At 45.6% G+C, this 21,348-nt stretch carries 18 protein-coding genes and 1 pseudogene; 4 read left to right on the forward strand and 15 right to left on the reverse strand.

Going from position 1 to position 21,348, the window contains the following annotated elements:
- Positions 1 to 2: 2 nt before the first annotated feature.
- Both MUN53_RS10885 and MUN53_RS10890 read right to left on the reverse strand, forming a co-directional pair.
- Complete coding sequence (locus MUN53_RS10885; RefSeq protein WP_243325444.1) at positions 3 to 1,406, reverse strand: sugar transferase; 1,404 nt, start codon at positions 1,404 to 1,406, stop codon at positions 3 to 5.
- 5 nt (positions 1,407 to 1,411) lie between these two features.
- Positions 1,412 to 1,972 carry an L-threonylcarbamoyladenylate synthase gene (locus tag MUN53_RS10890; protein ID WP_243325455.1) on the reverse strand — a complete coding sequence of 187 codons (561 nt, stop codon included), beginning with the start codon at positions 1,970 to 1,972 and terminating at the stop codon, positions 1,412 to 1,414.
- 310 nt (positions 1,973 to 2,282) lie between these two features.
- On the opposite strand from MUN53_RS10890, the gene recJ reads away from it, so the two are divergent.
- From recJ to MUN53_RS18305, 3 genes are read left to right on the forward strand one after another with little or no spacing between them, the layout of a single operon-like run.
- Entirely contained in the window at positions 2,283 to 4,010 is a 1,728-nt protein-coding gene (gene recJ / locus MUN53_RS10895; RefSeq protein WP_243325445.1) for a single-stranded-DNA-specific exonuclease RecJ, read from the forward strand.
- 13 nt (positions 4,011 to 4,023) lie between these two features.
- A complete protein-coding gene (locus MUN53_RS10900) occupies positions 4,024 to 5,934 on the forward strand; it encodes a RecQ family ATP-dependent DNA helicase (protein WP_243325446.1) in 1,911 nt (636 codons plus the stop codon).
- Positions 5,935 to 5,936: 2 nt separating this feature from the next.
- Positions 5,937 to 6,059 (forward strand): hypothetical protein, encoded by a 123-nt coding sequence (locus tag MUN53_RS18305; RefSeq protein WP_262918226.1) that lies wholly within the window; start codon positions 5,937 to 5,939, stop codon positions 6,057 to 6,059.
- 63 nt (positions 6,060 to 6,122) lie between these two features.
- Here the strand turns inward: MUN53_RS18305 and MUN53_RS10905 are convergent, their stop codons facing one another.
- The 6 genes from MUN53_RS10905 to MUN53_RS10930 form a co-directional block, all read right to left on the reverse strand.
- Positions 6,123 to 8,423 (reverse strand): Ig-like domain-containing protein, encoded by a 2,301-nt coding sequence (locus tag MUN53_RS10905; RefSeq protein ID WP_243325447.1) that lies wholly within the window; start codon positions 8,421 to 8,423, stop codon positions 6,123 to 6,125.
- Positions 8,424 to 8,483: 60 nt separating this feature from the next.
- Positions 8,484 to 8,966 carry a DUF6169 family protein gene (locus MUN53_RS10910; RefSeq protein ID WP_243325448.1) on the reverse strand — a complete coding sequence of 161 codons (483 nt, stop codon included), beginning with the start codon at positions 8,964 to 8,966 and terminating at the stop codon, positions 8,484 to 8,486.
- Positions 8,938 to 9,084 carry a hypothetical protein gene (locus MUN53_RS10915; RefSeq protein WP_243325449.1) on the reverse strand — a complete coding sequence of 49 codons (147 nt, stop codon included), beginning with the start codon at positions 9,082 to 9,084 and terminating at the stop codon, positions 8,938 to 8,940. The genes MUN53_RS10910 and MUN53_RS10915 overlap by 29 nt, the downstream gene beginning before the upstream one ends.
- Positions 9,085 to 9,280: 196 nt before the next feature.
- Positions 9,281 to 10,060, reverse strand: coding sequence for a DUF6261 family protein (locus MUN53_RS10920; RefSeq protein ID WP_243325450.1), 780 nt, complete (start codon positions 10,058 to 10,060; stop codon positions 9,281 to 9,283).
- 1,039 nt (positions 10,061 to 11,099) lie between these two features.
- Positions 11,100 to 12,830, reverse strand: a complete 1,731-nt coding sequence (locus tag MUN53_RS10925; RefSeq protein ID WP_243325451.1) for a S1 family peptidase — start codon at positions 12,828 to 12,830, stop codon at positions 11,100 to 11,102.
- Positions 12,831 to 12,854: 24 nt separating this feature from the next.
- Complete coding sequence (locus tag MUN53_RS10930) at positions 12,855 to 13,394, reverse strand: FHA domain-containing protein (RefSeq protein WP_022455043.1); 540 nt, start codon at positions 13,392 to 13,394, stop codon at positions 12,855 to 12,857.
- Between the two features lie 164 nt (positions 13,395 to 13,558).
- On the opposite strand from MUN53_RS10930, the gene MUN53_RS10935 reads away from it, so the two are divergent.
- Entirely contained in the window at positions 13,559 to 14,755 is a 1,197-nt protein-coding gene (locus MUN53_RS10935) for a uracil-xanthine permease family protein (protein ID WP_243325452.1), read from the forward strand.
- Between the two features lie 159 nt (positions 14,756 to 14,914).
- On the opposite strand, the gene MUN53_RS10940 is transcribed toward MUN53_RS10935, so the two are convergent.
- From MUN53_RS10940 to MUN53_RS10970, 7 genes and pseudogenes are all read right to left on the reverse strand, one after another.
- Entirely contained in the window at positions 14,915 to 16,093 is a 1,179-nt protein-coding gene (locus tag MUN53_RS10940; RefSeq protein ID WP_243325453.1) for a DUF418 domain-containing protein, read from the reverse strand.
- Between the two features lie 42 nt (positions 16,094 to 16,135).
- A complete protein-coding gene (locus tag MUN53_RS10945) occupies positions 16,136 to 17,023 on the reverse strand; it encodes a beta-propeller domain-containing protein (RefSeq protein WP_243325454.1) in 888 nt (295 codons plus the stop codon).
- Positions 17,024 to 17,121: 98 nt separating this feature from the next.
- On the reverse strand, positions 17,122 to 17,985 hold the full coding sequence (gene lsrF, locus MUN53_RS10950; protein ID WP_394803072.1) for a 3-hydroxy-5-phosphonooxypentane-2,4-dione thiolase: 864 nt from the start codon (positions 17,983 to 17,985) through the stop codon (positions 17,122 to 17,124).
- Between the two features lie 101 nt (positions 17,986 to 18,086).
- Entirely contained in the window at positions 18,087 to 18,701 is a 615-nt protein-coding gene (locus MUN53_RS10955) for a DAK2 domain-containing protein (RefSeq protein WP_022455048.1), read from the reverse strand.
- Positions 18,702 to 18,706: 5 nt separating this feature from the next.
- Positions 18,707 to 19,720: a dihydroxyacetone kinase subunit DhaK gene (locus MUN53_RS10960; RefSeq protein WP_022455049.1), complete on the reverse strand. Its 1,014-nt coding sequence runs from the start codon at positions 19,718 to 19,720 to the stop codon at positions 18,707 to 18,709.
- A 22-nt stretch (positions 19,721 to 19,742) separates the two neighbouring features.
- On the reverse strand, positions 19,743 to 20,060 hold the full coding sequence (locus tag MUN53_RS10965; protein WP_022455050.1) for a hypothetical protein: 318 nt from the start codon (positions 20,058 to 20,060) through the stop codon (positions 19,743 to 19,745).
- Between the two features lie 35 nt (positions 20,061 to 20,095).
- Positions 20,096 to 21,235, reverse strand: a pseudogene (locus MUN53_RS10970) (cytochrome c biogenesis protein); the annotation flags it as partial.
- Positions 21,236 to 21,348 lie beyond the last annotated feature (113 nt).

A 21,348-nucleotide genomic window follows, 5' to 3' on the forward strand; every position in this document is an offset into this window, starting at 1 on the left:
TTTCAAATACCCTTTCCTGTCACAACCGTCTTTATCGTATACACCAAAATGGTTATATCCAAAGCCAGCGACATATTTTCATAATAAATGATATCATACTCCAAACGTTCCAGCATCTGGTCGACAGTACTGGCATACCCGTACTTGACCATTCCCAAAGAGGTAATTCCCGGCTTCACATTATGTAATAAATAATAATACGGAGCCCGCTGGACAATCTGATCAATAAAATATTTCCGTTCCGGTCTAGGACCAACCAACGACATATCCCCTTTCAATACATTCCAAAACTGAGGCAACTCATCCAAACGATACTTCCGCATAATAGCACCAAAAGGTGTAATGCGGGAATCTTCTTCATGCGATAACTTGGGACCACTGTCTTCAGCATCCACATACATCGTCCGAAATTTATAAATCATAAATGGACGGCCGTGAAAACCAATTCGCTCCTGCCGGTAAATAATCGGACCCGGCGAATCTTTCTTCACACGCCAGGCTATATATGCGAACAAAGGAGATAACACAATCAATACTATACAAGAAACAAACCGATCAGAGAACGCCTTGATATTTTTCTCTGCTTCCGAAAAGTTATTCTCAGTAATTTCGGCTAATGGAACTGCACTAATCGTCTTCAACCGTACCTTCGAAAACAAAATAGTCTTCTTATCTATCCATACTTTGATAGGCTTTTTATATTGATACAAGGAATAAAGGAACTTGGACAAAGCCGTTTCATCCAATGCATCTGTTGCCACTACCAGTTCTTCTATTGGATACAGCTTCATCAAATCAGGAAGATCAGCCGAATTTCCCAATATCTGTTCTGAATTTACATGAAGATCCTCTTTGGATGAAATACGGACAAAGCCCGTGACTTTAGTACCAACCTTCTCTAAATATTGAGAAAGCAACAAGGCCTTCTCTCCTATTCCCAAGACTAAAACGTGAATGGCAAAATCCCCTTGCTGAATCCTTTTCAACAAATGCATCGTCAAACGTAAACGGAATAGATAGGTAAGGGTAAAATGCAATCCCAACAATTCAAAGAAAAAATAGTAATATATCTGATACCTGATAGGAAGTTCATTCAGAATCAAGAACATAAAGATTCCAAATACACCTATCACCGAAGATATAAGCGTCACCCAAAATTCGGAAAGCCTTGACTTGGCCAATGATTTATTATAATAACCCGAAAAATAATAGATCACCAACCAATAAAATGGGATGAACACCTGACCCAACCAAACAGACGGATATAGCAAAAATTCATCTAATGTATTTGCGTCTCGAAAAACAACCTGCTGATAATAACGCAATACATTGAAGGCAAACCATACCAAGGCTGCTGTCAGGAAGTCGGTAATGATATATTTCCAAGTCTCTTTACTATAACTCATACGAATTATCGGATAATCTGAAACACACCACCGCTTCCCAATTTAATAATACTTGATGGAGAAGCCTTAGTCATATCATCCTGACGATAAGTTACAATATAATCAACTCCCTGTTTGATTTCTTCTGAAATTTCACTGAAATTAGCAGGCGAAGGTTCTCCGCTAACATTGGCCGAAGTTGAAACCAACGGTTTGCGAAACTGAAAACAAAGCTTGTTTGAGAACGTTTCCTGTGAAATACGGATACCGATACTTCCATCTTCACCCAGTAAGTTGGGCGCTAAATTTTTACCTTTCGAATAAATAAGTGTCAAAGGTTTGTCTGCTACCTCTATCAAACTCCACGCAACCTCAGGCACATCTTCTACATACGTTTCCAGTTTGGCCGGATTATCCATCAAAACCAACATGGCTTTATTATCGGCCCGCTTTTTCAGATCATAGACTTTACGGACAGCCTCTTCGTTTGTCGCATCGCAACCTATTCCCCAAATCGTATCTGTCGGATAAAGGATCAATCCTCCTTGCTGCATGATCCGACAAGCATTTTTTATATCTTCTTCTATTGATATCATTGTTCGCTCTTTTTTAGTCAGACAAAAATACAAATCATTCTGCGTACTTAGAAAAAATAACAAGAAAAAAACTATTTTTGTAACAGAACTGAAAGAAACCCGATTATAATTTCTAACTTTACGGATTAATTCAAGCACGCTGCTTGAACTTTCATATTGTGGTCTTGATTTGCGACAGAAAACAGACTCCTAGGCAGACAGCTACAACGAAGAAATCTTGTACGATGAAGCACATGCATCATGCCTTTCGACTTTCGCAATATGAAAGATGAGATTAGATAAAAAGAAAAAGAATATATAAATGACTAACAAATGGAATTATCAACCTCCAACACAGACAGAAATTCAAGAAAGAGACCATCTGGCTGCCGAACTGGGACTCAGTCCGGTAATCAGCTTGTTATTGGTTCGGCGTGGATTAAAAACTGCCAAAGAGGTAAAGAAGTTTTTCAGACCTAGTCTGAACGACTTGGAAGATCCTTTTCTGATGCCCGATATGCAGAAGGCTGTCAGCCGGCTTAATCAGGCTTTAGGCGAAAAGGAGAAAATCCTCATCTACGGGGATTATGATGTGGACGGCACAACTGCCGTATCGCTCGTGTATAAGTATTTAAGAGCTTATACTTCGAATTTATTCTATTATATTCCCGATCGTTATGACGAAGGATCCGGAATATCCATTAAAGGAATTGATTATGCGTATAGCCAAGGTGTTACCTTGATTATTTCGCTGGATTGTGGTATCAAAGCGATCGACAAGATTGAGTATGCCAAGGGAAAAGGGATTGATTTCATCATCTGTGATCACCACATGCCGGACGAAGTACTGCCGGATGCCGTAGCTGTGCTCGATGCCAAACGGAAAGATTCGATCTACCCCTATGAACATCTGTCGGGTTGTGGAGTCGGATTCAAGTTTATGCAGGCTTTTGCCATCAGCAATAAACGTCCCTTTTCAGAATTGGAAAAATTGCTGGAGTTTACAGCTGTCAGTATCGCTTCAGACATTGTGCCTATTACGGGTGAGAACAGAATCCTGGCTTACTACGGACTTCGGCAAATCAACAGTAATCCCAGTATAGGATTAAAAGGGATTATTGATGTGTGTGGATTGTCGGGGAAGGAAATTACGATCAGCGACATCGTATTTAAAATCGGCCCGCGTATCAATGCTTCCGGGCGTATGATGAAAGGCGAAGAAGCCGTCGAGCTGTTGTTGGCTAAAGATAGTACGATTGCCCGCAAGATGAGTGAGAATATCAATCAATATAACGAAGAAAGGCGGGAGCTCGACAAAAAGATTACCGACGAGGCCAATGCCATCATCAATGAGTTTAACGATATCGACAACCAGAAGGCTGTCATCGTTTACAATCCGAAATGGCATAAGGGGATTATCGGGATTGTGGCTTCCCGGCTTACCGAAAAGTATTATCGCCCGGCTGTTGTCTTGACCAAATCATCGGATCTGATTACGGGTTCGGCCCGTTCTGTGACAGGCTTCGATATCTATAGGGCTATCGAAGGATGCCGGGATTTGCTGGAAAGCTTTGGTGGACATACGTATGCAGTGGGCTTCTCTTTAAAGGAAGAGAATCTGGAAGCCTTCAGGCAGCGGTTTTTCCAATTGGCAGCCGAACATATCATTCCGGAACAAATGATTCCTCAGTTGGATATTGACGCGATTCTGGATTTGAAAGAGATCACGCCCAAGTTCCTGAGTGACCTGAAGAAGATGAGTCCGTTTGGTCCTAACAACCAGAAACCGATCTTCTGTACATACGGTGTGCAAGACTATGGAACCAGCAAGCTTGTCGGACGGGATCAGGAACATATCAAACTGGAGATTATTGACAGTAAAGCAGCCAGTGTGCCTATTCATGGAATTGCTTTCGGCATGAGCCAGTATAACGCACACATCAAACTGATGAAGCCTTTCAACATCTGCTATACCATCGAAGAGAGCATTTACAACGGGAATGCTTCCTTCCAGCTGATGATTAAGGATATTAAGACCGAAACAAACTAAAGAAAAATTTCGTATGACATCGTTTCAAGAAGTACTGAAGAAGTACTGGGGATACGATTCCTTCAGACCGCTTCAGGAAGAGATTATTCAGTCCGTCTATGAGGGAAACGATACACTGGGATTGATGCCAACAGGTGGTGGCAAATCTATTACGTTCCAGGTGCCGGCTTTGCTCATGGACGGTATTTGTATTGTTGTAACTCCACTGATCGCCTTGATGAAAGACCAGGTGGACAGCCTGAAACGCATCGGGATCAAGGCGACTTCCGTTCATTCCGGGATGAGCCGGCAGGAGATTATCACCCAGCTTGAAAACTGCATCTTTGGTGAATACAAATTCCTGTATGTTTCTCCCGAACGGTTGGGTACAGAAATCTTCCTGGCCAAACTCCAGGCGATGAAGGTTAGTCTGCTGGTGATCGACGAGAGTCACTGTATTTCCCAGTGGGGATATGATTTCCGTCCTTCGTATCTGAAGATTGCAGAGATCCGGAAGCAGTTGCCCGATGTCCCGGTACTGGCTCTTACGGCTACTGCCACGCCGGAAGTAGTGGATGATATCCAAAACCGGTTGCTCTTCCAGAAGAAGTGTGTCTTTTCCAAAAGTTTCGCACGGAAAAACCTGGCTTATATCGTCCGGCAGACGGAAGATAAACTGCAGATGCTGGTGCACATCCTCAGCCGTGTGCCGGGAACGGCTATTGTTTATGTCCGCAACCGGAAAAAGACCAAAGAGGTGGCCGAGTATTTGCGTAAAGAAGGTTTCACAGCTGATTTCTTCCATGCCGGACTGAATCACGACGAGAAAGAAAGGAGACAGAATTTATGGAAGAACAACGAAATCCGTGTCATTGTCGCTACGAATGCCTTTGGTATGGGAATCGACAAGCCGGATGTACGTGTCGTGGTGCATCTGGATATGCCGGGGTCGCTCGAAGAATATTATCAGGAAGCCGGACGGGCCGGGCGTGACGAGCGTAAGGCTTATGCGGTTGCTCTCTGCTCGCCTACTGATACGGCCCAGCTGAAGAAGCGTATCAGTGATGAATTTCCTCCCAAGGAATTTATTTACCGGGTATACGAGGCGCTGGGCAATTATTTCCAGATCGCTGTCGGATATGGACTGGATACGGTACACGACTTCATGCTGACCGATTTCTGTTCGGCTTTCAAGTTGCCCATCACACAGACGCACAGTGCCATCAAGTTGCTGGAGCTGGCAGGTTACCTGGAATATGTGGAAGAAGTGGATAACGCCTCCCGACTGATCTTTACCGCTACACGCAAAGAGTTGTACAGTTATCTGCGGCAGGACGAACTGACGGATGCTGTCATCAAGACGATTCTCCGGTCATATACGGGGTTGTTTGCCGATTATGTTTACATCAATGAGAGTCTGATTGCTACCCGTGCCGGTTGTACGCCCGACGAGGTGTATCATCTGCTGGTGGGACTTTCTAAATACCGCATTGTGAATTATGTCCCGCAGAAGAAGACACCGCTGATCATCTACCGGCAAGTCCGTGAAGAGCAGAAGTACCTGTCGATCCCCCGGTCGGCCTACGAAGAAAGAAAGGCGCGCAACGAGGCGCGTATCAGTAAGGTGTTGGAATACATTCACAACGCGCATATTTGTCGGACCCGTATCTTACTGGGGTATTTCGGAGAGAAACAGGACAAGGATTGCGGCACGTGTGATGTTTGTCTGCAACGGCATAGCAGCGGATTGACAAACGCTGAGTTCCACACAATTCAGGGGGCTTTGGAAGAGTTGCTCCGGCAAGGTCCGCTACCGGTTTCTGCTCTTTTGCAGGCAGTGGATTTCCCGCAAGAGAAGGTGTTGCTGGTGTTGCGTTTCCTGGCAGACAACAACGCGCATTTTCATTTGGAGGAAGGAGTTTGTCAATTGATAATTGATAATTGACAATGGACAATTCAATCCCAAAGTGTGTAGAGGCGCAGCGTGTTGCGCCTCCGGCAGGCGGTATTGCATATACGGCGGTTGAAGATAAAGAAATCTATTCTCTCCGTTTCCGCATAGGCTCTTGATACCGTCCGTTGGAGGCGCAGCACGCTGCGCCTCTACAGTTGTCAATTGTCAATTATCAATTGTCAATTCAAACAAAGTTTGTACGCCTTGTCTCCTACCCGGACGATGTAGATGCCGGGGTGCAGGCCGTGGTATTGCTTCAGGCCTATCTGCTCTTCGTTCTTCACGACTGCACCGCTCATGCTGACGATGATGACTTGCTCACGCTGCGGTGTTTGAACATAGAGGCTGCCATCCTTCGTATAGACTTTCACGCCCTCGATAGATTCGATACCAGTCGGGTCTTCTTTTTCTTCCGCACCTTCGGCTTTGATGTAGATGTGGGTCCAGATGTTTTTAATCGGGTATTCGCCGGGCTGCGTGCCTTCCTTCAATTCTTCCCAACCTCCGTAGTAGCTGCGCTTGTAATAGACCTTGAAGTTATCGAAGGTGTAATTCGCTGTGTCTTTCTTGACATAGACGGAGATGCTGTTGCCTTCGCGTACCACGTTGTTGCTGAGGGTAACTTCCACCCCGTCGCACACGTCTTCTATATAGATGTTGTAGTAGCTGATGGGATCGGGACGGTAATCCGGGTCGCGGTGACCACACTTGGTGCAATAGCCGTTCACATAGTGGTGGCCGGTGGCAGGGATGACCACATCTGAGAGTTCTTCTGTCGCATTTTCATCGCTAAAATACTTATCGCAGTTTTTACAGTACCAATACTCGATATTTCCATCCTCGGTACAGGTAGCATCTTTCTTTGGAGTATGTACCATACTATGCGTCACTGTCACGGAGCAAGAGGCGCTGACCCCACTTCCGTCCTGAGCGGTGGCGGTAATCGTGGCGGTGCCTGCGCTTATGGCAGTCACTGTTCCATTTGCATCAACTGTAGCGATGCTGGTGTCGCTGCTTTTCCAAGTTATATCTTGATTGCTGGCATTGGCAGGCTCTACCGTAGCAGTCAGGGTTGCGCTGCCATTTTCCTGTAAGGTTAGGCTTTCTTGATCCAGCTTCACGCCGGTGACAGAAACGGACTTGACCGTCAGCGAAAGTTCCTTGCTGTCGCTGCCGGCGCTGTTGGTGGCGGTGACGGTAAAGGTCGAAGTGCCCGCCGTGGTGGGGGCGCCGGTGATTTCGCCGGTGCTGGTGTCCAGTGTCAACCCCGCAGGCAGGGTGCCGCTGGTGATGCTCCAATTCGTAGGATTATTGTCAGATGCAAGGGTCTGACTGTAAGAAGTGCCCACCGTGCCGTTTAGCAGGCTTGCGGTGGTGATCTTCGGCGGTGCGGAGCCTTGAATATTGTCTGGCAGGGTGCCGCTGTTGTAGATTTTGCCGTTGTTGGTCAAGGTGCCACCTCCTTCGGTGGTCACGGTACCGTTGTTGGTCAAGGTTGTGCCAAATGGCACGGTGAGATTGGCGTCCTGGCCGATGGTCAGGCTCTCGCCCTCGCCAATGGTGATGTCCTCCTGCAAGGTCACATTGCCGTACACGGTGCCGCTCTTGCCATCCCAAATGATGCCTCCGGTGCCATCAGACCCGCTGGCTGCAGGCTTCAATTCAGGAGCCGAGCCTGTTCCGTCCTTCGTTGTTATGATGTTCGAAGCCTTGACCATAGCGTTGCCGCTGACCTTCATATTAGCTACTGCAGTGGCATCATTTACATTCGAAAGAAAATGGATTCCATTTGTTTCACCACTAGCCTGCAAACTGCCGCCCTTGACCTCAATGGTGAGGCTCGGACTACCGGTCTGACTTGTGATCAACCGGACACCAGAACCGCCGTCCTGACTCCCCAACGCTGTAACACTTGCTTCTTCAATCGTCAAATTAGCACTGTTTTGGGAGGACATAAATATTCCTATTCCATTACCACTGAGGCCAGACACAGTCAAACTGCCGGAGCCACTGATGTTCAGTGAAGCATCTCCCCCACTACTACTAACATTGATTCCATGCATTCCGGAAACCTTGTTTTCTTCCTCTAAAACGATATTCAGTGATACGGGGCCTGAACTACTCGCTGCGTAGATCCCGGAGCCAGATGTGTTTACATTATTATACACTCCTTTAATGGTCGCATTCTTTAGGGTCAATGTGACGGTGCTTGGGTCGTATTTGACATTCCAATTGTCATCGTTACCCTCGTATTCTGTCAGTCCCCCTGTTGATTTATCCGTGGTCCAGAAGGTGGTATTATTGCCATTGATAACCTGCTGATCTCCAACATAAAGACTATTAGGCGCACCTTCCACCGCCAGCGCCGTGACGGGCAGCAGCAGAAGCCAGATAAATAAAGTAAAGATTTTCTTTATAAGCGGACACAGCCATAAGGGCCGCACCCGCTTGTTAGTTGTTTGTAAAATGTTTTTTCCCATATTTGTTTCCCCATTAGATTACGTTCGTTTTTGGGAAACAAGGGGTATTGGGAAGAAATTTTAATCGATCGGATAGAAATCGTTTTTTACCAAATCATAGAAGGCATCCAGCAAAACATGAGACCGAGGATTCGCCCGGTGCAAATAGATTGACACATATATAGTATAATCTTCCGTTACTGCCGACGCATCATATTTTCGGATATTCCCGTCGTTATACTTCTTGAACCAGCGGTCAAACAAGTTTTTCCGCTTTTCTTCTTTACCATCCAAACTGTCACACACCATCAACATTGCCCTTTGTTTATCACGGAAAAAAGATTGCAAAATAGAAACGACTGTTACTGAAATTCTGACATCCAAGGGATGTGGCTTGTCCGTTTCCGGTTCGATATTGAATGTGTAAACATCGGAAAAAGCTGGATGATAGTTGGAAAATTCTATAAAATAAGCATGGTAAATAATGCCATGCTTTGTTTGAAATGAATAGTCCCAATCTTTATTCTTTACCACTTCATACGGGCGTTGCAAACTTGATTCCACGATCTTTGGCTACTTGTTTGATGTCTTCTCCTTTTTGAATACACTCCCGTATGGCTTGTTTGTCGTCCAACACTCGACGGAAAACGGATTGGACTTTTTGTTCTGTCTTTTTTTTCATAAGGCTTCGTCTTTTATTTACACGACAAAGGTAACTTATTTTCTGACACAGAACTATCTATTTCGATTAAAATTCTTTCAAAGACCGCTTGTTTCCCAATAGTTTGTTTTTTAATGATGATACGCTGTCCTTTCAGCATCAAGCCGGAAAGGACGGAGCACGTCCGGGCGGAGGTACAAATCCACCCGGACAATTGTTACTTCTCAACGGTTTCGCCTTCTTCCGGCTTGTTGGACTTCTTTTGCGCCTGGCTCTGGGTGTAGCTTGTCTTGTGATTGGCAATCACGCGGTTCATCTCGTTGATGACCGAAACGACAAACTCCAGATCTTCGGGCGTAGCAGCCATAAGGGCAGCCGCCGAGATGAGGGTACACATGTTCTGATACACCGTGTCGGTCTTGCTCCGTGCATCCTTCAGGTTATCGCCCTCGGTCAGGGCGCGTTCGCTTGTCCGTTTGTTTTTAGCGGCGTCGAAGTTGTTGTTGGCTTCTTCCAGCTCGTCTACCGTAGCATCCAACCCCAGCGTCGTGACCGCCGCCGTGTTTTCTTCCTTTCGTAAATCCAGGATCAAACCCTTAATCAGAGAAGTTTCGGCATCGTCTGCCACACCTTGCGCCCCTTTGTAGGGACGAATCACCACGTCGAGCTGCTGGGCAGCAGCCTTGACCGCCGCCTTCGAAGCCTTCAGGCCATTCGATACCATGTAGAACATGACCGACAGCAGGCGGTCGCGCTCGGCATCTTCCTCGTCCATCTTGATGGTATTAGTATTGGCGGAACTCTTTCTGTTGAGGTCTTGTTCGACCTCCACATCGTCCCCATACTCATCTACTATGGCCTGCGTCAAATTGAGTTTCTTCAGGTAGTCCTCCAAATAGCCGGCAAACACCTGGTGCATGTGGTCGTGGAAACTCATATGCAAGGCGTTGTTGTAGCGATAGCATGAACTACCTTCGATTGCAGGAAATACATTCATAGTCATTCCTTTTTTGTGTTAAACAATTCCGTTTTAGTCGTAGATCACCTGTGATTTTGAGTGCGAAATCTTTCGCAGTGGTCGCTCACATATGATCGGAGACCGAAAAAATATTTTCAGTGCAAGATCACATGTGATCTGCCACCGAAAATCCATTTGCAGAAGAAAATCACTAGTGATCAAGGACCGAAAATCTAAAAACAGACGAAATCACCAGTGATCTGGGACCAAAAATTCATTGACAAGGCCAGATCACACCTGATCTGATACCAAAAATCTATTCTCAATGGGAAATCACATGTGATCCGGTACTGAAAATCTGCCAACGGTGGTAGATCACATGTACACTCCGATTCGTGATTTTTACCTTGTTTCACCTCAGAACAGAAAGAGTTCCGCCAAGACAACAGTTCTCTTTTCCTATTGAGAAGTATGGCAAATTAAATAAAAATAATTGAAAGTGCAGGTATAGGAAGAGTTGATTTTGGTATTGGATTTGGTGTTCGTATCTGTTCTTTTGGCTTGTCGCAGACTGTGTACGTTCTTTTGCCTTGATGCAAAAGAACCAAAAGATCAAGTTCGTATTCGTACTTTTGGCTTGACCCAAAAGTACCAAAAGGTCAAGGCTGCGTCTGCTGAGCTACTCCGTCACTGCGTTTCGCTGTGCGCGCCGCAAACTCGCCTTCGGCTCAGACAGCGACGCTCCGGCCGCTCCACTTCGTTCCTCCGCTTAACGCTCACCAGAACGAGGCCGAAACAATTGATAATTGAGAATTGACAATGGAGAATTATCTTTTTCTCCCACATTTATTCATGGAACTTGCCTGGCGACTGTAGAGGCGCAGCGCTGCTGCGCCTCATAACGACGCTCTACACATCCAAATAACAATCAATATAATAACGAATGAATTTATTGTGTTATTTGTTGTTTTATCCTTTCACGCTGGATGGAGGCGCAGCACGCTGCGCCTCTACTCGCATTCCCTATATCCGATGAGGGATTAATATTCTCGTAAAACCCGTACCGAATGGAAGCCTATTATTGGCAATTCTCCTTGATCAGCTTATCGGCTACCGGATCACCCAGCTCTTTGGCTTTGTTGAAAGCCTCGCAGGCAGCATCCTTCTTTTCGGTGCGGAGGAAGCAAACCCCACGCAGACGGTAGCAGGCTGCAAAGTCGGGAGCCAGCGCCAAGGCCTTGTCGATACTCTGCAAAGCCTCGGCATACTTCTTCTGGCGAATAAAGATCGAAGCCTCTTCGGCCAGATACATCGGGCTTTTGGCGTTGATGGCCATCGCTTGACGGATATCCTGCAAGGCTCCTTCCAGATCTCCCTGGCGGAACTTGGCCTGTTCGCGCAGGTAATAGAACGAATCGTCCACCCGTCCGCCTACTACCTTATAATATAAGTCATAGTCGGCCACCGCCTGTTCATACTGCATCAGCTTCAGCCGCCAGTCGATACGCTCGAGGATATAAGGCGCCATTTCCGGATTCATCGACTCGCCATAACAAGCGATCGTACTATCGAGCAGCTGGATGACCTCGCCGATATTCACGCCACCCTGCTTAGACGACTTCGATTTGGCAGCCATATACCACGAGCTGGCATTGGCCGCATCGCTCCGGTTGACAATCATGTATTCCTGATAGGCCTCGTCATATTTTCCCTGATTGAAATACATTTCCCCCTGAAGCTGGTGATACACCGGATTATTCTCGGCCGTCATGGCCTCCGTCAGTCGGTTCTGTGCATGCTCGACCGTCCAGTCCGTATCCTTCAAGGTAGAATCAGAGAGGGCCACACTGTAAATCAGCTGCGCCTCGCTATAAAGCACGTCACTTTTCTTTTCGGCCAGATCGAGCGCCTGCTTCATATCTGCCTGGGCTTTCTCGAGATACTGCAACTGTCCGGCCCGGTCGTTGGCCAAATCGGTCCGGTGATAGGCATAATGCGAAGCCCGGCGGATATAACTCTCCGACCAGTCGGGGAAAGCTGCCACAAAATCATTCAGTGTATTCAGATACGTTTGGGCATCCTGCGAATTGCCCATCAAGAACAAAGCAATCTGTGCCTGCTCCCGATCGGCAGGCCATGCCTTCTTGATCCCGATAGCCGTGTAGGTAGAACTCAGCATATCCATCGTCGAGATCTGCAGGCTCTCGGCATAAGCTGCCGATACCGCATACGATACCTCTTTCTTGCCCGAAGCATCCTCTTGCGCCAAACCGAATACCTCGCCCTCTTCGTTCAGCACAGGCGCATTCACCCAGCTTACCTCGAGCGGGAAAGACAATTTATAGTAATGATAAACATCTTTCAGTTTGGTCACCTCTTCCACCTTACCCGTAGCGAAGGTCTTCACCTTGGCATCCGTATAAGGCTGCAGATAAACCGGCGCACCCACAGCCAGGGGAGCGGCTGCCATCTTCAGGAAGCTCACCTTCTTGGGCACTTCCACCTGTAGCTTGATCACGTCATACAATTCGTCGGCCGCCAATACCGTCGATACCTCGTAGGTCTTTCCGCCTCCGTCAGTAACCGTCGCCTTGTAAGCCCCGTTGAAGAGCGAATAAGCCGAGAGCAACTTTCCGTCTTCCGAAATAAAGAAGCCGGTACCTGTATGCAAGGTCGTACCATCTTCCTTGTATGTAGTAATCTTCGCGATCGCCTTTTTCTGTTTTTCCATCCATTTAGGCGCCTTCTGCTGGGCAAAGAGTGAAAGACACATACATGCCAGCCATCCTAACAATAGTAATCTTTTCATGATATTTCCATTATATTTAGTCGTTTAATCTTCTAATTCTTCTCCGTCGGGCGTATGCAGGATAAACGTAGTTGCCCCGATCGTCACGACAGCCCCATCGCCGATACGGACCACCTCCCGGTCGCCCAGCAATTCACTCCGCAGGAACGTACCCGTCAAGCTGGGGAAATCGCGCAAGGTATAGCAGAACTTGCCTGCGGCATCCTGCTTGACATGAATCACACAATGCTTGCGTCCCATACTCGGATCGCTGGTAATGATCGGGACATCCACACCATCGGTATCTTTGTTGCGGCGGCCGATCACATTATCGCCCAACACCAAGGGCAAATCCTGCTTAAAGGCAAAGGCATTCTCGATAACCGTAATAAAGCCACACGAGAAATCGGGCTCCTTTACTTCCTTCTCCAAACCAGACTTCGAGCGGACCACCTTCCGCCCAATCTTAATCTTGAACTGTGATGCACATTGCGGACAGACAAATGCCACCACTTTTCCTTCTTCGTATTTAGTTTCATCAAAAGCGATCTGATGATCACACTTCGGGCAAAAAACTCTTTTCATATCTGTATCTATTTTCCAGCTGCAAAGATAAACCAAGCCACCCATAGAACAAAACAAACACCCGACAGAAAGCCATTCCCGGCAACAATCCTTCAGAAAATTTGGAGAAAGAAACAGGTTATCGTAATTTTACGGAGTTTGAATCTTTTATACTTACATAACCTATGAATCTAACGGATACAACACTTTCGCCCATCCGAAAAGGGATTGTCGGCGTACAATTCCTCTTCGTGGCTTTCGGAGCCACTGTACTGGTACCTTTGTTGGTCGGCCTCGACCCATCGACAGCCCTATTTACCGCCGGAATCGGGACATTGATCTTCCACCTGGTAAGTAAAGGGAGAGTGCCCATCTTTCTGGGCAGCAGCTTTGCCTTCATCGCCCCCATCATCAAGGCCACCGAATTATATGGTCTTTCAGGAACCCTTTTCGGACTGACCGGAGTAGGATTGGTCTATTTCGCCATGAGTGCCCTGGTCAAATGGCAGGGACTATCGGTCATCAACCGCATCTTCCCGCCGGTTGTAATCGGTCCCGTCATCATCCTCATAGGTATAACCCTGGCAGGCACAGGCGTCCAGATGGCCGAAGAGAATTGGGTGCTGGCTCTGATCTCGCTGGCCACAGCCGTCATTGTATCCTTGAAAGCCAAAGGCCTGCTCAAACTGATCCCCATCTTCTGTGGAATCGGAGTCGGCTATCTGGCTGCCCTGTTCTTCTATGAAGTCGATCTGAGCAGCGTACGCGAAGCCGCCTGGTTCAAACTGCCGAAGTTCGTACATCCCACCTTCTCGTGGGAAGCCTTTGTCTTCATGCTTCCCGTAGCCATCGCCCCCGTGATTGAGCACATCGGGAATATCTATGTAGTCAATACGGTAGCCAACAAAGACTTCGTGAAAGATCCCGGCCTTCACCGTACCCTGTTGGGCGACGGAATTGCCTGCATGATAGCCGGAGTTTTGGGAGGACCTCCTGTTACTACTTATGCCGAAGTAACCGGAGCCATGTCTATCACCAAAGTGACCCATCCGCAAGTGATACGCATTGCGGCCGTAACTGCCATTCTATTCTCTTTGGTCGGGAAAATCAGTGCCCTCTTAAAATCCATTCCCAATGCCGTACTGGGAGGCATCATGCTGCTGATCTTCGGCACCATTGCCACAGCCGGTGTAACCAACATGTTGCAGCACAAGGTAGATCTGACGAATACCCGGAACATCATCATCTTCTCCCTGACGCTGACCATCGGTATAGGAGGCGCCACTTTCTCCTGGGGTGAATTATCGCTATCCGGAATCGGGCTTGCCGCCATCGTGGGAGTTGTACTTAATCTGATTTTACCGAAAGATAAGAATGCTTAATTCATAATAGCAGGGAATCGAGATATTACTCCCTCATAATTACATACGGAAAACAAAGGAAGCTATCAATACAAAAATTTCTGGAAAGCCTAGGATTTAGAAACCTGAGACTTTCCAGAAATTTCATTGAAGAGAATACTATAATCAGAATCTATATGCTTATTTCTTTCCGATCCACGTCAACCGGTGCCAAATGGTTTCCAGCGGACCCCGACGGAAATGACGGAACCACCAATGAGCAAATGCCACCTGCAGTACAAGGAAAACAATTCCTATCAGCAGACTATAAGTCGTCCCGCAAACCAAATGCAGTTCCAGTCCGTAACCGAAATACAAGAAACTGCCAATCAGTGATTGCGTGACGTAATCCGTCAGACTCATCTTTCCATACGGAACCAGAATCTTCTGAACCTTGCCTTCATTCACCCAATAGAGCAACAGAAATCCTGAAACAATCAGCAACATTCCCGCCAGATTGTACCACGAATCCCAAATCGTCCGCATCGACGACTTCAGGAACGGATTCTCTATCTGCGAATAAATAAAGTCTTTCAGATAATAAAGGACCACAGCCGAAGGCAAAGCCAAAAAGGCAACGCGTTGCCAGAAAGCAGCTACCCGTTCACGATTCTCACCAGCATATACGAACAACCCTTTTCTTCCCAACAACATACCCAGCATAAACAAAGAGGCTGTTTGGAATACCCTACCATGAGACCACGCCCAGTTCAAGCTAGCCAACTGCCCTGTGACAAAGTTCGCTTTCAGCATTTCCCAAAAGGAATGTCCTCCTAATTGTGGATACACATCACCCAGCGAGAAATAAGTCTGTTGCGGATTCGCATCCGGTACCAGACACGCATAAATCACTTTTATCCACTCCAACGGCTGCAACATCAGAATCAAAGCAATCCATGCCACAGTCCGATCCTTCAAATGCCGCACAGGCACCAAGACAAAACCTATCAGGGCATACAGGACCAATATCTCACCCGGGAAAAAGATGGCATTTACAAAACCGAACAGCAACAGCAATACAAGCCGCCACATATAGCGATTCCGAAAGTCTTCCCCCCTCATCTCACAATTATGATGCTGCAAATAGAAAGTAAAGCCAAAAAGTAAGGCAAAAATCGCATACGACTTTCCTGCAAAAGCAAAGAAAAGCATATCCCACAGATGAGTATCCAAGCTAGACAAAAAAGGCGAAGCAGTTTCAGGGAAAGAATAAAAGTTGAAATGCTCTATGTTATGCAGTAAAATGATCGCCATCACAGCAAATCCACGCAAGGCATCAACAGCCCATACTCTTTCTTTGGAACGAATCGTTTCAGTCATAGTCCTTTCATTTTGAGTTGTCAGACGTCTCTCCTACGAAAATCATTTAACAACCGAGATAGATGAAATCATTCCGAAGTTCTTGTTGTCGTTAACTTCCCAAACGATTTTTCCGTTCTTGTCGATCTCCATTAATTGAGGAATATTCTTGGAAGCAACGCTCGGATCATGACCTTGCCAATTACAGATATATAAACCGCCATCTTTAGTCGGCAACAGCTGAGCTACAAAACAGAACTCAACGCCTTCGATATCTCCTGAATTGACCGTACGCAAGATTTCACCACTTTCCAAATTAAATTCTACATAACGATGTGAATCACCGCAAGCGCCTACATAATTTCCATTAGCCAGTTTGCTGACACAATACATATTACCCGGCATCTTGATGGTACGCAGTAAATTTCCTTCTACATCGATTACCCGTACATCAGCTGTTTCAAACAAAGGAACCAGATAGTTTCCATCTTTATCTACATTCACATGGCGGAACTGAGCATGAGGCACTTCAATACCTGTTTCGTAGGCAGTCTCACGAATAATTTCTCCCTTCGGACTAACTTCGAATATTTTAGCCGGATGACCGCATTCAGCTACCAGATAATTTCCGTTATCCAATACACGGGCTGTCTGAAATTCAGAACCTGCATCAGCCGGAATATTCCATAATTCCTCACCTTGCTTGTTGATCAGCTTAACACCTTTGGCATACGAAAACAGGATATTTCCATCAGGTGTCCAGCTGGCTGAATTACATTCCCAGCCTTTTTCCAATGGATGTTCCCACTCTACTTTCTTGGTTTCTTTATCAATAATGACAATTTTATTCCAACCAGAACCGGCTAACAATAATTTTTCACTCTTCTGCCCGCATGAGAACAATCCCAACATCATACAAACCATACACAGATAAGTAAATATTGATTTCATAATAAATATACAGTTAGTAAAAAAGCTGACAGAATCTGATATTACGTCCGGATAACGGACTGAAACAGATTCTATCAGCTTACTCGATATAAATAAATTTATTTAGACAGATCTTGATACATTTCGTATCCCTGTTCAGCAGTAATACCATCATGTACAACTGCATGAACTGCTTGAATCATAGCCAGCGGATGTTCGCTCTGGAATACGTTACGTCCCATATCTACACCACAAGCACCATCCTGAACGGCTTTATAGCAAAGCTGCAAAGCATCTAATTCGGGCACTTTCTTACCTCCGGCGATTACAATAGGAACCGGACAAGTTGCAGCTACACGTTCAAAGCCATCGCAATAATATGTCTTCACAATAGCAGCACCATTTTCAGCACACATACGTGAAGCCAATGCGAAATAACGCGCATCGCGAGCCATTTGTTTTCCTACAGCAGTTACACCCATTACAGGAATACCATAGCGATTACCCAAATCTACAGCTTTTACCAAATTAGCAGCAGTAACAGCTTCACGTTCTTCGTCACCGGCAGCAAACATAACAGCCATAGCTGAAGCATTCAAGCGGATAGCATCTTCTACGTCGATCAGAACGTTACGGTTCAATTCTGTCAAGATAGAAGAACCTGCATCTGAACGCAAACAAATCGGTTTGTTTGTAGCGGCAGGAATAGAAGATTGCAAAATACCGCGTGTACACATCAAGCAGTCAGCATACTGAGTAAGCGGAACAATGCTCAAGTCGATACGTTCCAAACCAGAAGTCGGTCCCATAATAAAACCATGGTCAAAAGCCAATAAAACAGCTTTACCGGTCTTCGGATTGAAAATACGGCTTAAACGGTCTTTCATACCCCATGAAAGATTAGCTGCACCTTTTACGTGAAAGTTTTCTACAGACTGTGCCTGATCGAACCCAAAATTGCTGGCTTCTCTGAAGCCTTCCATATCTGGCATAATTTTCTCTTTTTTATTCGTTAAACAATTATCTATTTAAGGTCAAAGTAACCAGCAGAAAATCTCTACCAGTTACTTTGACATTTTTCTTATTATCCAATTTCTGCGAAAGAAGCAAACATACAGCTCCAAGAAGCAGCACCACTATCCATATAGCCAACAGAACGTTCGCCATAATTACGGGCACGTCCGAAATTAGCTTTCAACTGAATAGTTGATTCAGCTCCTGCCAAAGCTGCCTTTGCACCAGCCTGAAGCACTTCCTTTATATCGTTAGAAGGACAATTCTGGATGGCTTCGACAGCAGGGATCAAAGCATCCATCATGGTCTTATCTCCCACTTGTGCACTGGTTTGTTGTTTTACATTTGCCAAACCACCGGCAAACATTTTCTTAACACCTTCGGCATCCAATTCTGTACCTTCAGCACAATCGCTCATGCCTAAGAACAAAGCACCCAATAATGTACTGGTTGAACCGCTCACTTCGAGCATCACGTTCATACCCATGTCCATCAGCATAGACTTGAATTCTGTTCCTTGCTGTGCAGAACGGACGATGCAAGACAGAGCTGTTACAATAGCAGTTCCATGATCGCCATCACCAATTACGGCATCCAACTTGGAGAATTCTTCTTCACGTGCTTTAATATTTTCCAAGGCTTTGTTCATCATTGCCTTGAAATCAGCAATTGTCAGTTTATCCATACTATTTATTTACCAATTGTAGTCCAATACGGAGCATTTGACTGTTTATTCAAATAAGCGATGTGATCATCGTCCAGCAAAGCCATGATCATCTGGAATCCAGCCTGTTCCTGTACAGTCAGGATTTCCTGGATACGGCTGCAAGCAACTGTAATGCCACGGCTTTCCAATTCACGATATGCCTTACGGAAAACAATATTCAATTCCATGTGAGTAGTAGCACCTACACCGTTAATGATCAACAAGGCTTTGCTTCCGGCAGCCGGTTTCAACTGCTGGCACAACAAATCAACCATTTCAGCAGCAGTAGCATCTGCAGAAACCAAAGGCTTCTGACCGCCACCACCTTCACCGTGTTGTCCCATTCCGATTTCCATCACACCTGCAGGCAGATCTGTAATAGTAGCACCATTCTGCGGATGTGTACATGCACGCATAGCAACAGCCAATGTAGCACAATGTTTATTATAACGTTCTCCGATTTCTACCAATTCGTCCAAAGACTTTCCTTCTTCTGATGCTGCACCCAGAATCTTATACAAAGGAACACAACCAGCCAAACCACGACGGTCTTTGTCATCAGCGCCAATACCAGCACTGATATCATCATGAGTTACGATCTGCTTAACTTTGATACCTACACGAGCAGCCAACTGACAAGCCATATTGGCACTCATGATATCACCTGAGTGGTTCAATACAACCAACAAGATACCAGCTTCACGTTTCATCAACTGCAAAGCCTGGAACAAACGTTGAGCTCCCGGAGCAGCGAAAATATCACCTACAACTGAGCAGTCCAACATACCTTCGCCTACAAAACCACTCAAAGCGGGTTCGTGACCAGAACCACCTAATGTTACGATAGCAACTTTATCTTCACTCTTCGGATGTGTACGAACTACGATATTCTCAGCGGCCAACTTAACCTGATCAGGATAAGCCAATACATAACCTTCCAGCAGTTCTTGTGTGATATGCTGCGGATCATTGATGAATTTTGTCATAATTTCAGCCATAACATTCAATTTTTAGGGTTTATTACTTGATTTCCATTAACTCAATAGCGATACCTTCTTCTTCGATGAAAGCAATTGTCAGGTGTTCATCGCAAACAGCCGGACCAAAAATTACTTTTTGTCCTTTCAACGCTTCTTCCAATGATGGAACTTGATAAGCGATATGTGCTGTTGTCAAAACTTTTTCTGGCAATGGACTTTCTCCTGATTCCAGATAGATAAACTCTATTTTGTTAGCACTCTTACTGAAGTCTGTCAACCAGACATTCAAACCTTCGTTATACATGGCACCTTCCGGTTTGTAATTTACCGGAACACCAAAATGATTTAACGTTCTCATAGCATTAGCTGTTTTAATTATTTGACATAAAAAAATTATTCTACTTCTTGATTTACGTTCGACAATTTAGAACGATATTTCCAATAAGCGATTGCCGAAATAACGACTATCACTGCAAGGGAAACAAATATATAAATAAATATTCCGTGTACCTGGTCATTCTCTCCGTAAGAATGCATTCCACTCAGGAAATAGTTCACGCCGAAGAATGTCATCAGTACCGAGCAAAAAGCCATAACAGATAAGAAGTTAAAAGACCAGGCATTATACCATCTCCGGACTAACCGCAAGTGTTCTACCAACGCATAGACAATCATGGTAATCAAAGCCCACGTTTCTTTTGGATCCCAACCCCAATAACGTCCCCACGATTCGTTGGCCCAAACGGCTCCTAAGAATGTTCCGATCGTCATCAATGCGAGACCTATCAGCATGGCCATTTCGTTTACGATGGTCAATTCCCGTATCCGTGTTTGCAACATTCCTTGATTTTTGTCACTTGCCAGCGTCATAACCACCATATTGGTAATTCCCAGCAAACAACAGATACCGAAGAAACCATAAGCAGCCACAATAACTGCCACATGAAACATCAGCCACGGAGATTTTAACACAGGAACTAACGGACTAATTTCCGGATCCATCCAGTTCAGACCTGAAACGAACAAGATGATTCCTCCGAATAAAGTTGCCAAAGCCATCGTTATCCGACTACGACGGACAAACATCAAACCGGCGGCAACCGTAGCCCAAGCAACATACACCATCGTCTCGTACGAATTACTCCATGGCGCATAGCCGGCTATATACCAACGGACTCCCATTCCGTATGTATGGAATCCAAAAACAGCAACAACCAATCCCAGCAGCAGCCAGAAAAGCCAATTCAATTTCCGGAGGTCATTAAACATAGCTGCAAATGCTAGTACCAGCAATAATCCTCCAGCAATCAGATAGCCAATCTTGCACTGACGGAAAATATTCATCTGATTATATTTGATTTCTGCCTGCATCTTCTTGGGGCTTATGTCGAGACCTTGACTTTTAGCCTGCTGATAAGTCTCAATCATTCCTAATACTTCATCAGCTTTGCTCCAGTCTTGTGTTTTCAAAGCAGACTGGACTTCTCCCAAATACCACAAGAAAATCCGAGAGACAAACAACGAATCCTTTCCACCCTAAAATCCGCAACTATCATCCAATACACGATTAAGGGTAGATTTATGAGTCGTTAGTAGCAGCTTTCAGTAAAAAGCAACAGCACAACATCAATATGTAGCCACCATCC

The organism is Parabacteroides faecalis, assembly GCF_022809355.1.
Taxonomy (GTDB): Bacteria; Bacteroidota; Bacteroidia; order Bacteroidales; family Tannerellaceae; genus Parabacteroides; species Parabacteroides faecalis.

Bases quoted from the DNA above. Each gene is read 5' to 3' on its own strand.
- MUN53_RS10885 (WP_243325444.1), bottom strand. From the start codon at position 1,406: ATGAGTTATAGTAAAGAGACTTGGAAATATATCATTACCGACTTCCTG.
- MUN53_RS10915 (WP_243325449.1), bottom strand. From the start codon at position 9,084: ATGAAAAAAAAGACAGAACAAAAAGTCCAATCCGTTTTCCGTCGAGTG.
- MUN53_RS10900 (WP_243325446.1), top strand. From the start codon at position 4,024: ATGACATCGTTTCAAGAAGTACTGAAGAAGTACTGGGGATACGATTCC.
- MUN53_RS10935 (WP_243325452.1), top strand. From the start codon at position 13,559: ATGAATCTAACGGATACAACACTTTCGCCCATCCGAAAAGGGATTGTC.
- MUN53_RS10930 (WP_022455043.1), bottom strand. From the start codon at position 13,394: ATGAAAAGAGTTTTTTGCCCGAAGTGTGATCATCAGATCGCTTTTGAT.
- MUN53_RS10920 (WP_243325450.1), bottom strand. From the start codon at position 10,060: ATGAATGTATTTCCTGCAATCGAAGGTAGTTCATGCTATCGCTACAAC.
- recJ (WP_243325445.1), top strand. From the start codon at position 2,283: ATGACTAACAAATGGAATTATCAACCTCCAACACAGACAGAAATTCAA.
- MUN53_RS10945 (WP_243325454.1), bottom strand. From the start codon at position 17,023: ATGAAATCAATATTTACTTATCTGTGTATGGTTTGTATGATGTTGGGA.
- MUN53_RS18305 (WP_262918226.1), top strand. From the start codon at position 5,937: ATGGACAATTCAATCCCAAAGTGTGTAGAGGCGCAGCGTGTTGCGCCT.
- MUN53_RS10960 (WP_022455049.1), bottom strand. From the start codon at position 19,720: ATGGCTGAAATTATGACAAAATTCATCAATGATCCGCAGCATATCACA.
- MUN53_RS10940 (WP_243325453.1), bottom strand. From the start codon at position 16,093: ATGACTGAAACGATTCGTTCCAAAGAAAGAGTATGGGCTGTTGATGCC.
- MUN53_RS10925 (WP_243325451.1), bottom strand. From the start codon at position 12,830: ATGAAAAGATTACTATTGTTAGGATGGCTGGCATGTATGTGTCTTTCA.
- MUN53_RS10905 (WP_243325447.1), bottom strand. From the start codon at position 8,423: ATGGGAAAAAACATTTTACAAACAACTAACAAGCGGGTGCGGCCCTTA.
- lsrF (WP_394803072.1), bottom strand. From the start codon at position 17,985: ATGGAAGGCTTCAGAGAAGCCAGCAATTTTGGGTTCGATCAGGCACAG.
- MUN53_RS10965 (WP_022455050.1), bottom strand. From the start codon at position 20,060: ATGAGAACGTTAAATCATTTTGGTGTTCCGGTAAATTACAAACCGGAA.
- MUN53_RS10955 (WP_022455048.1), bottom strand. From the start codon at position 18,701: ATGGATAAACTGACAATTGCTGATTTCAAGGCAATGATGAACAAAGCC.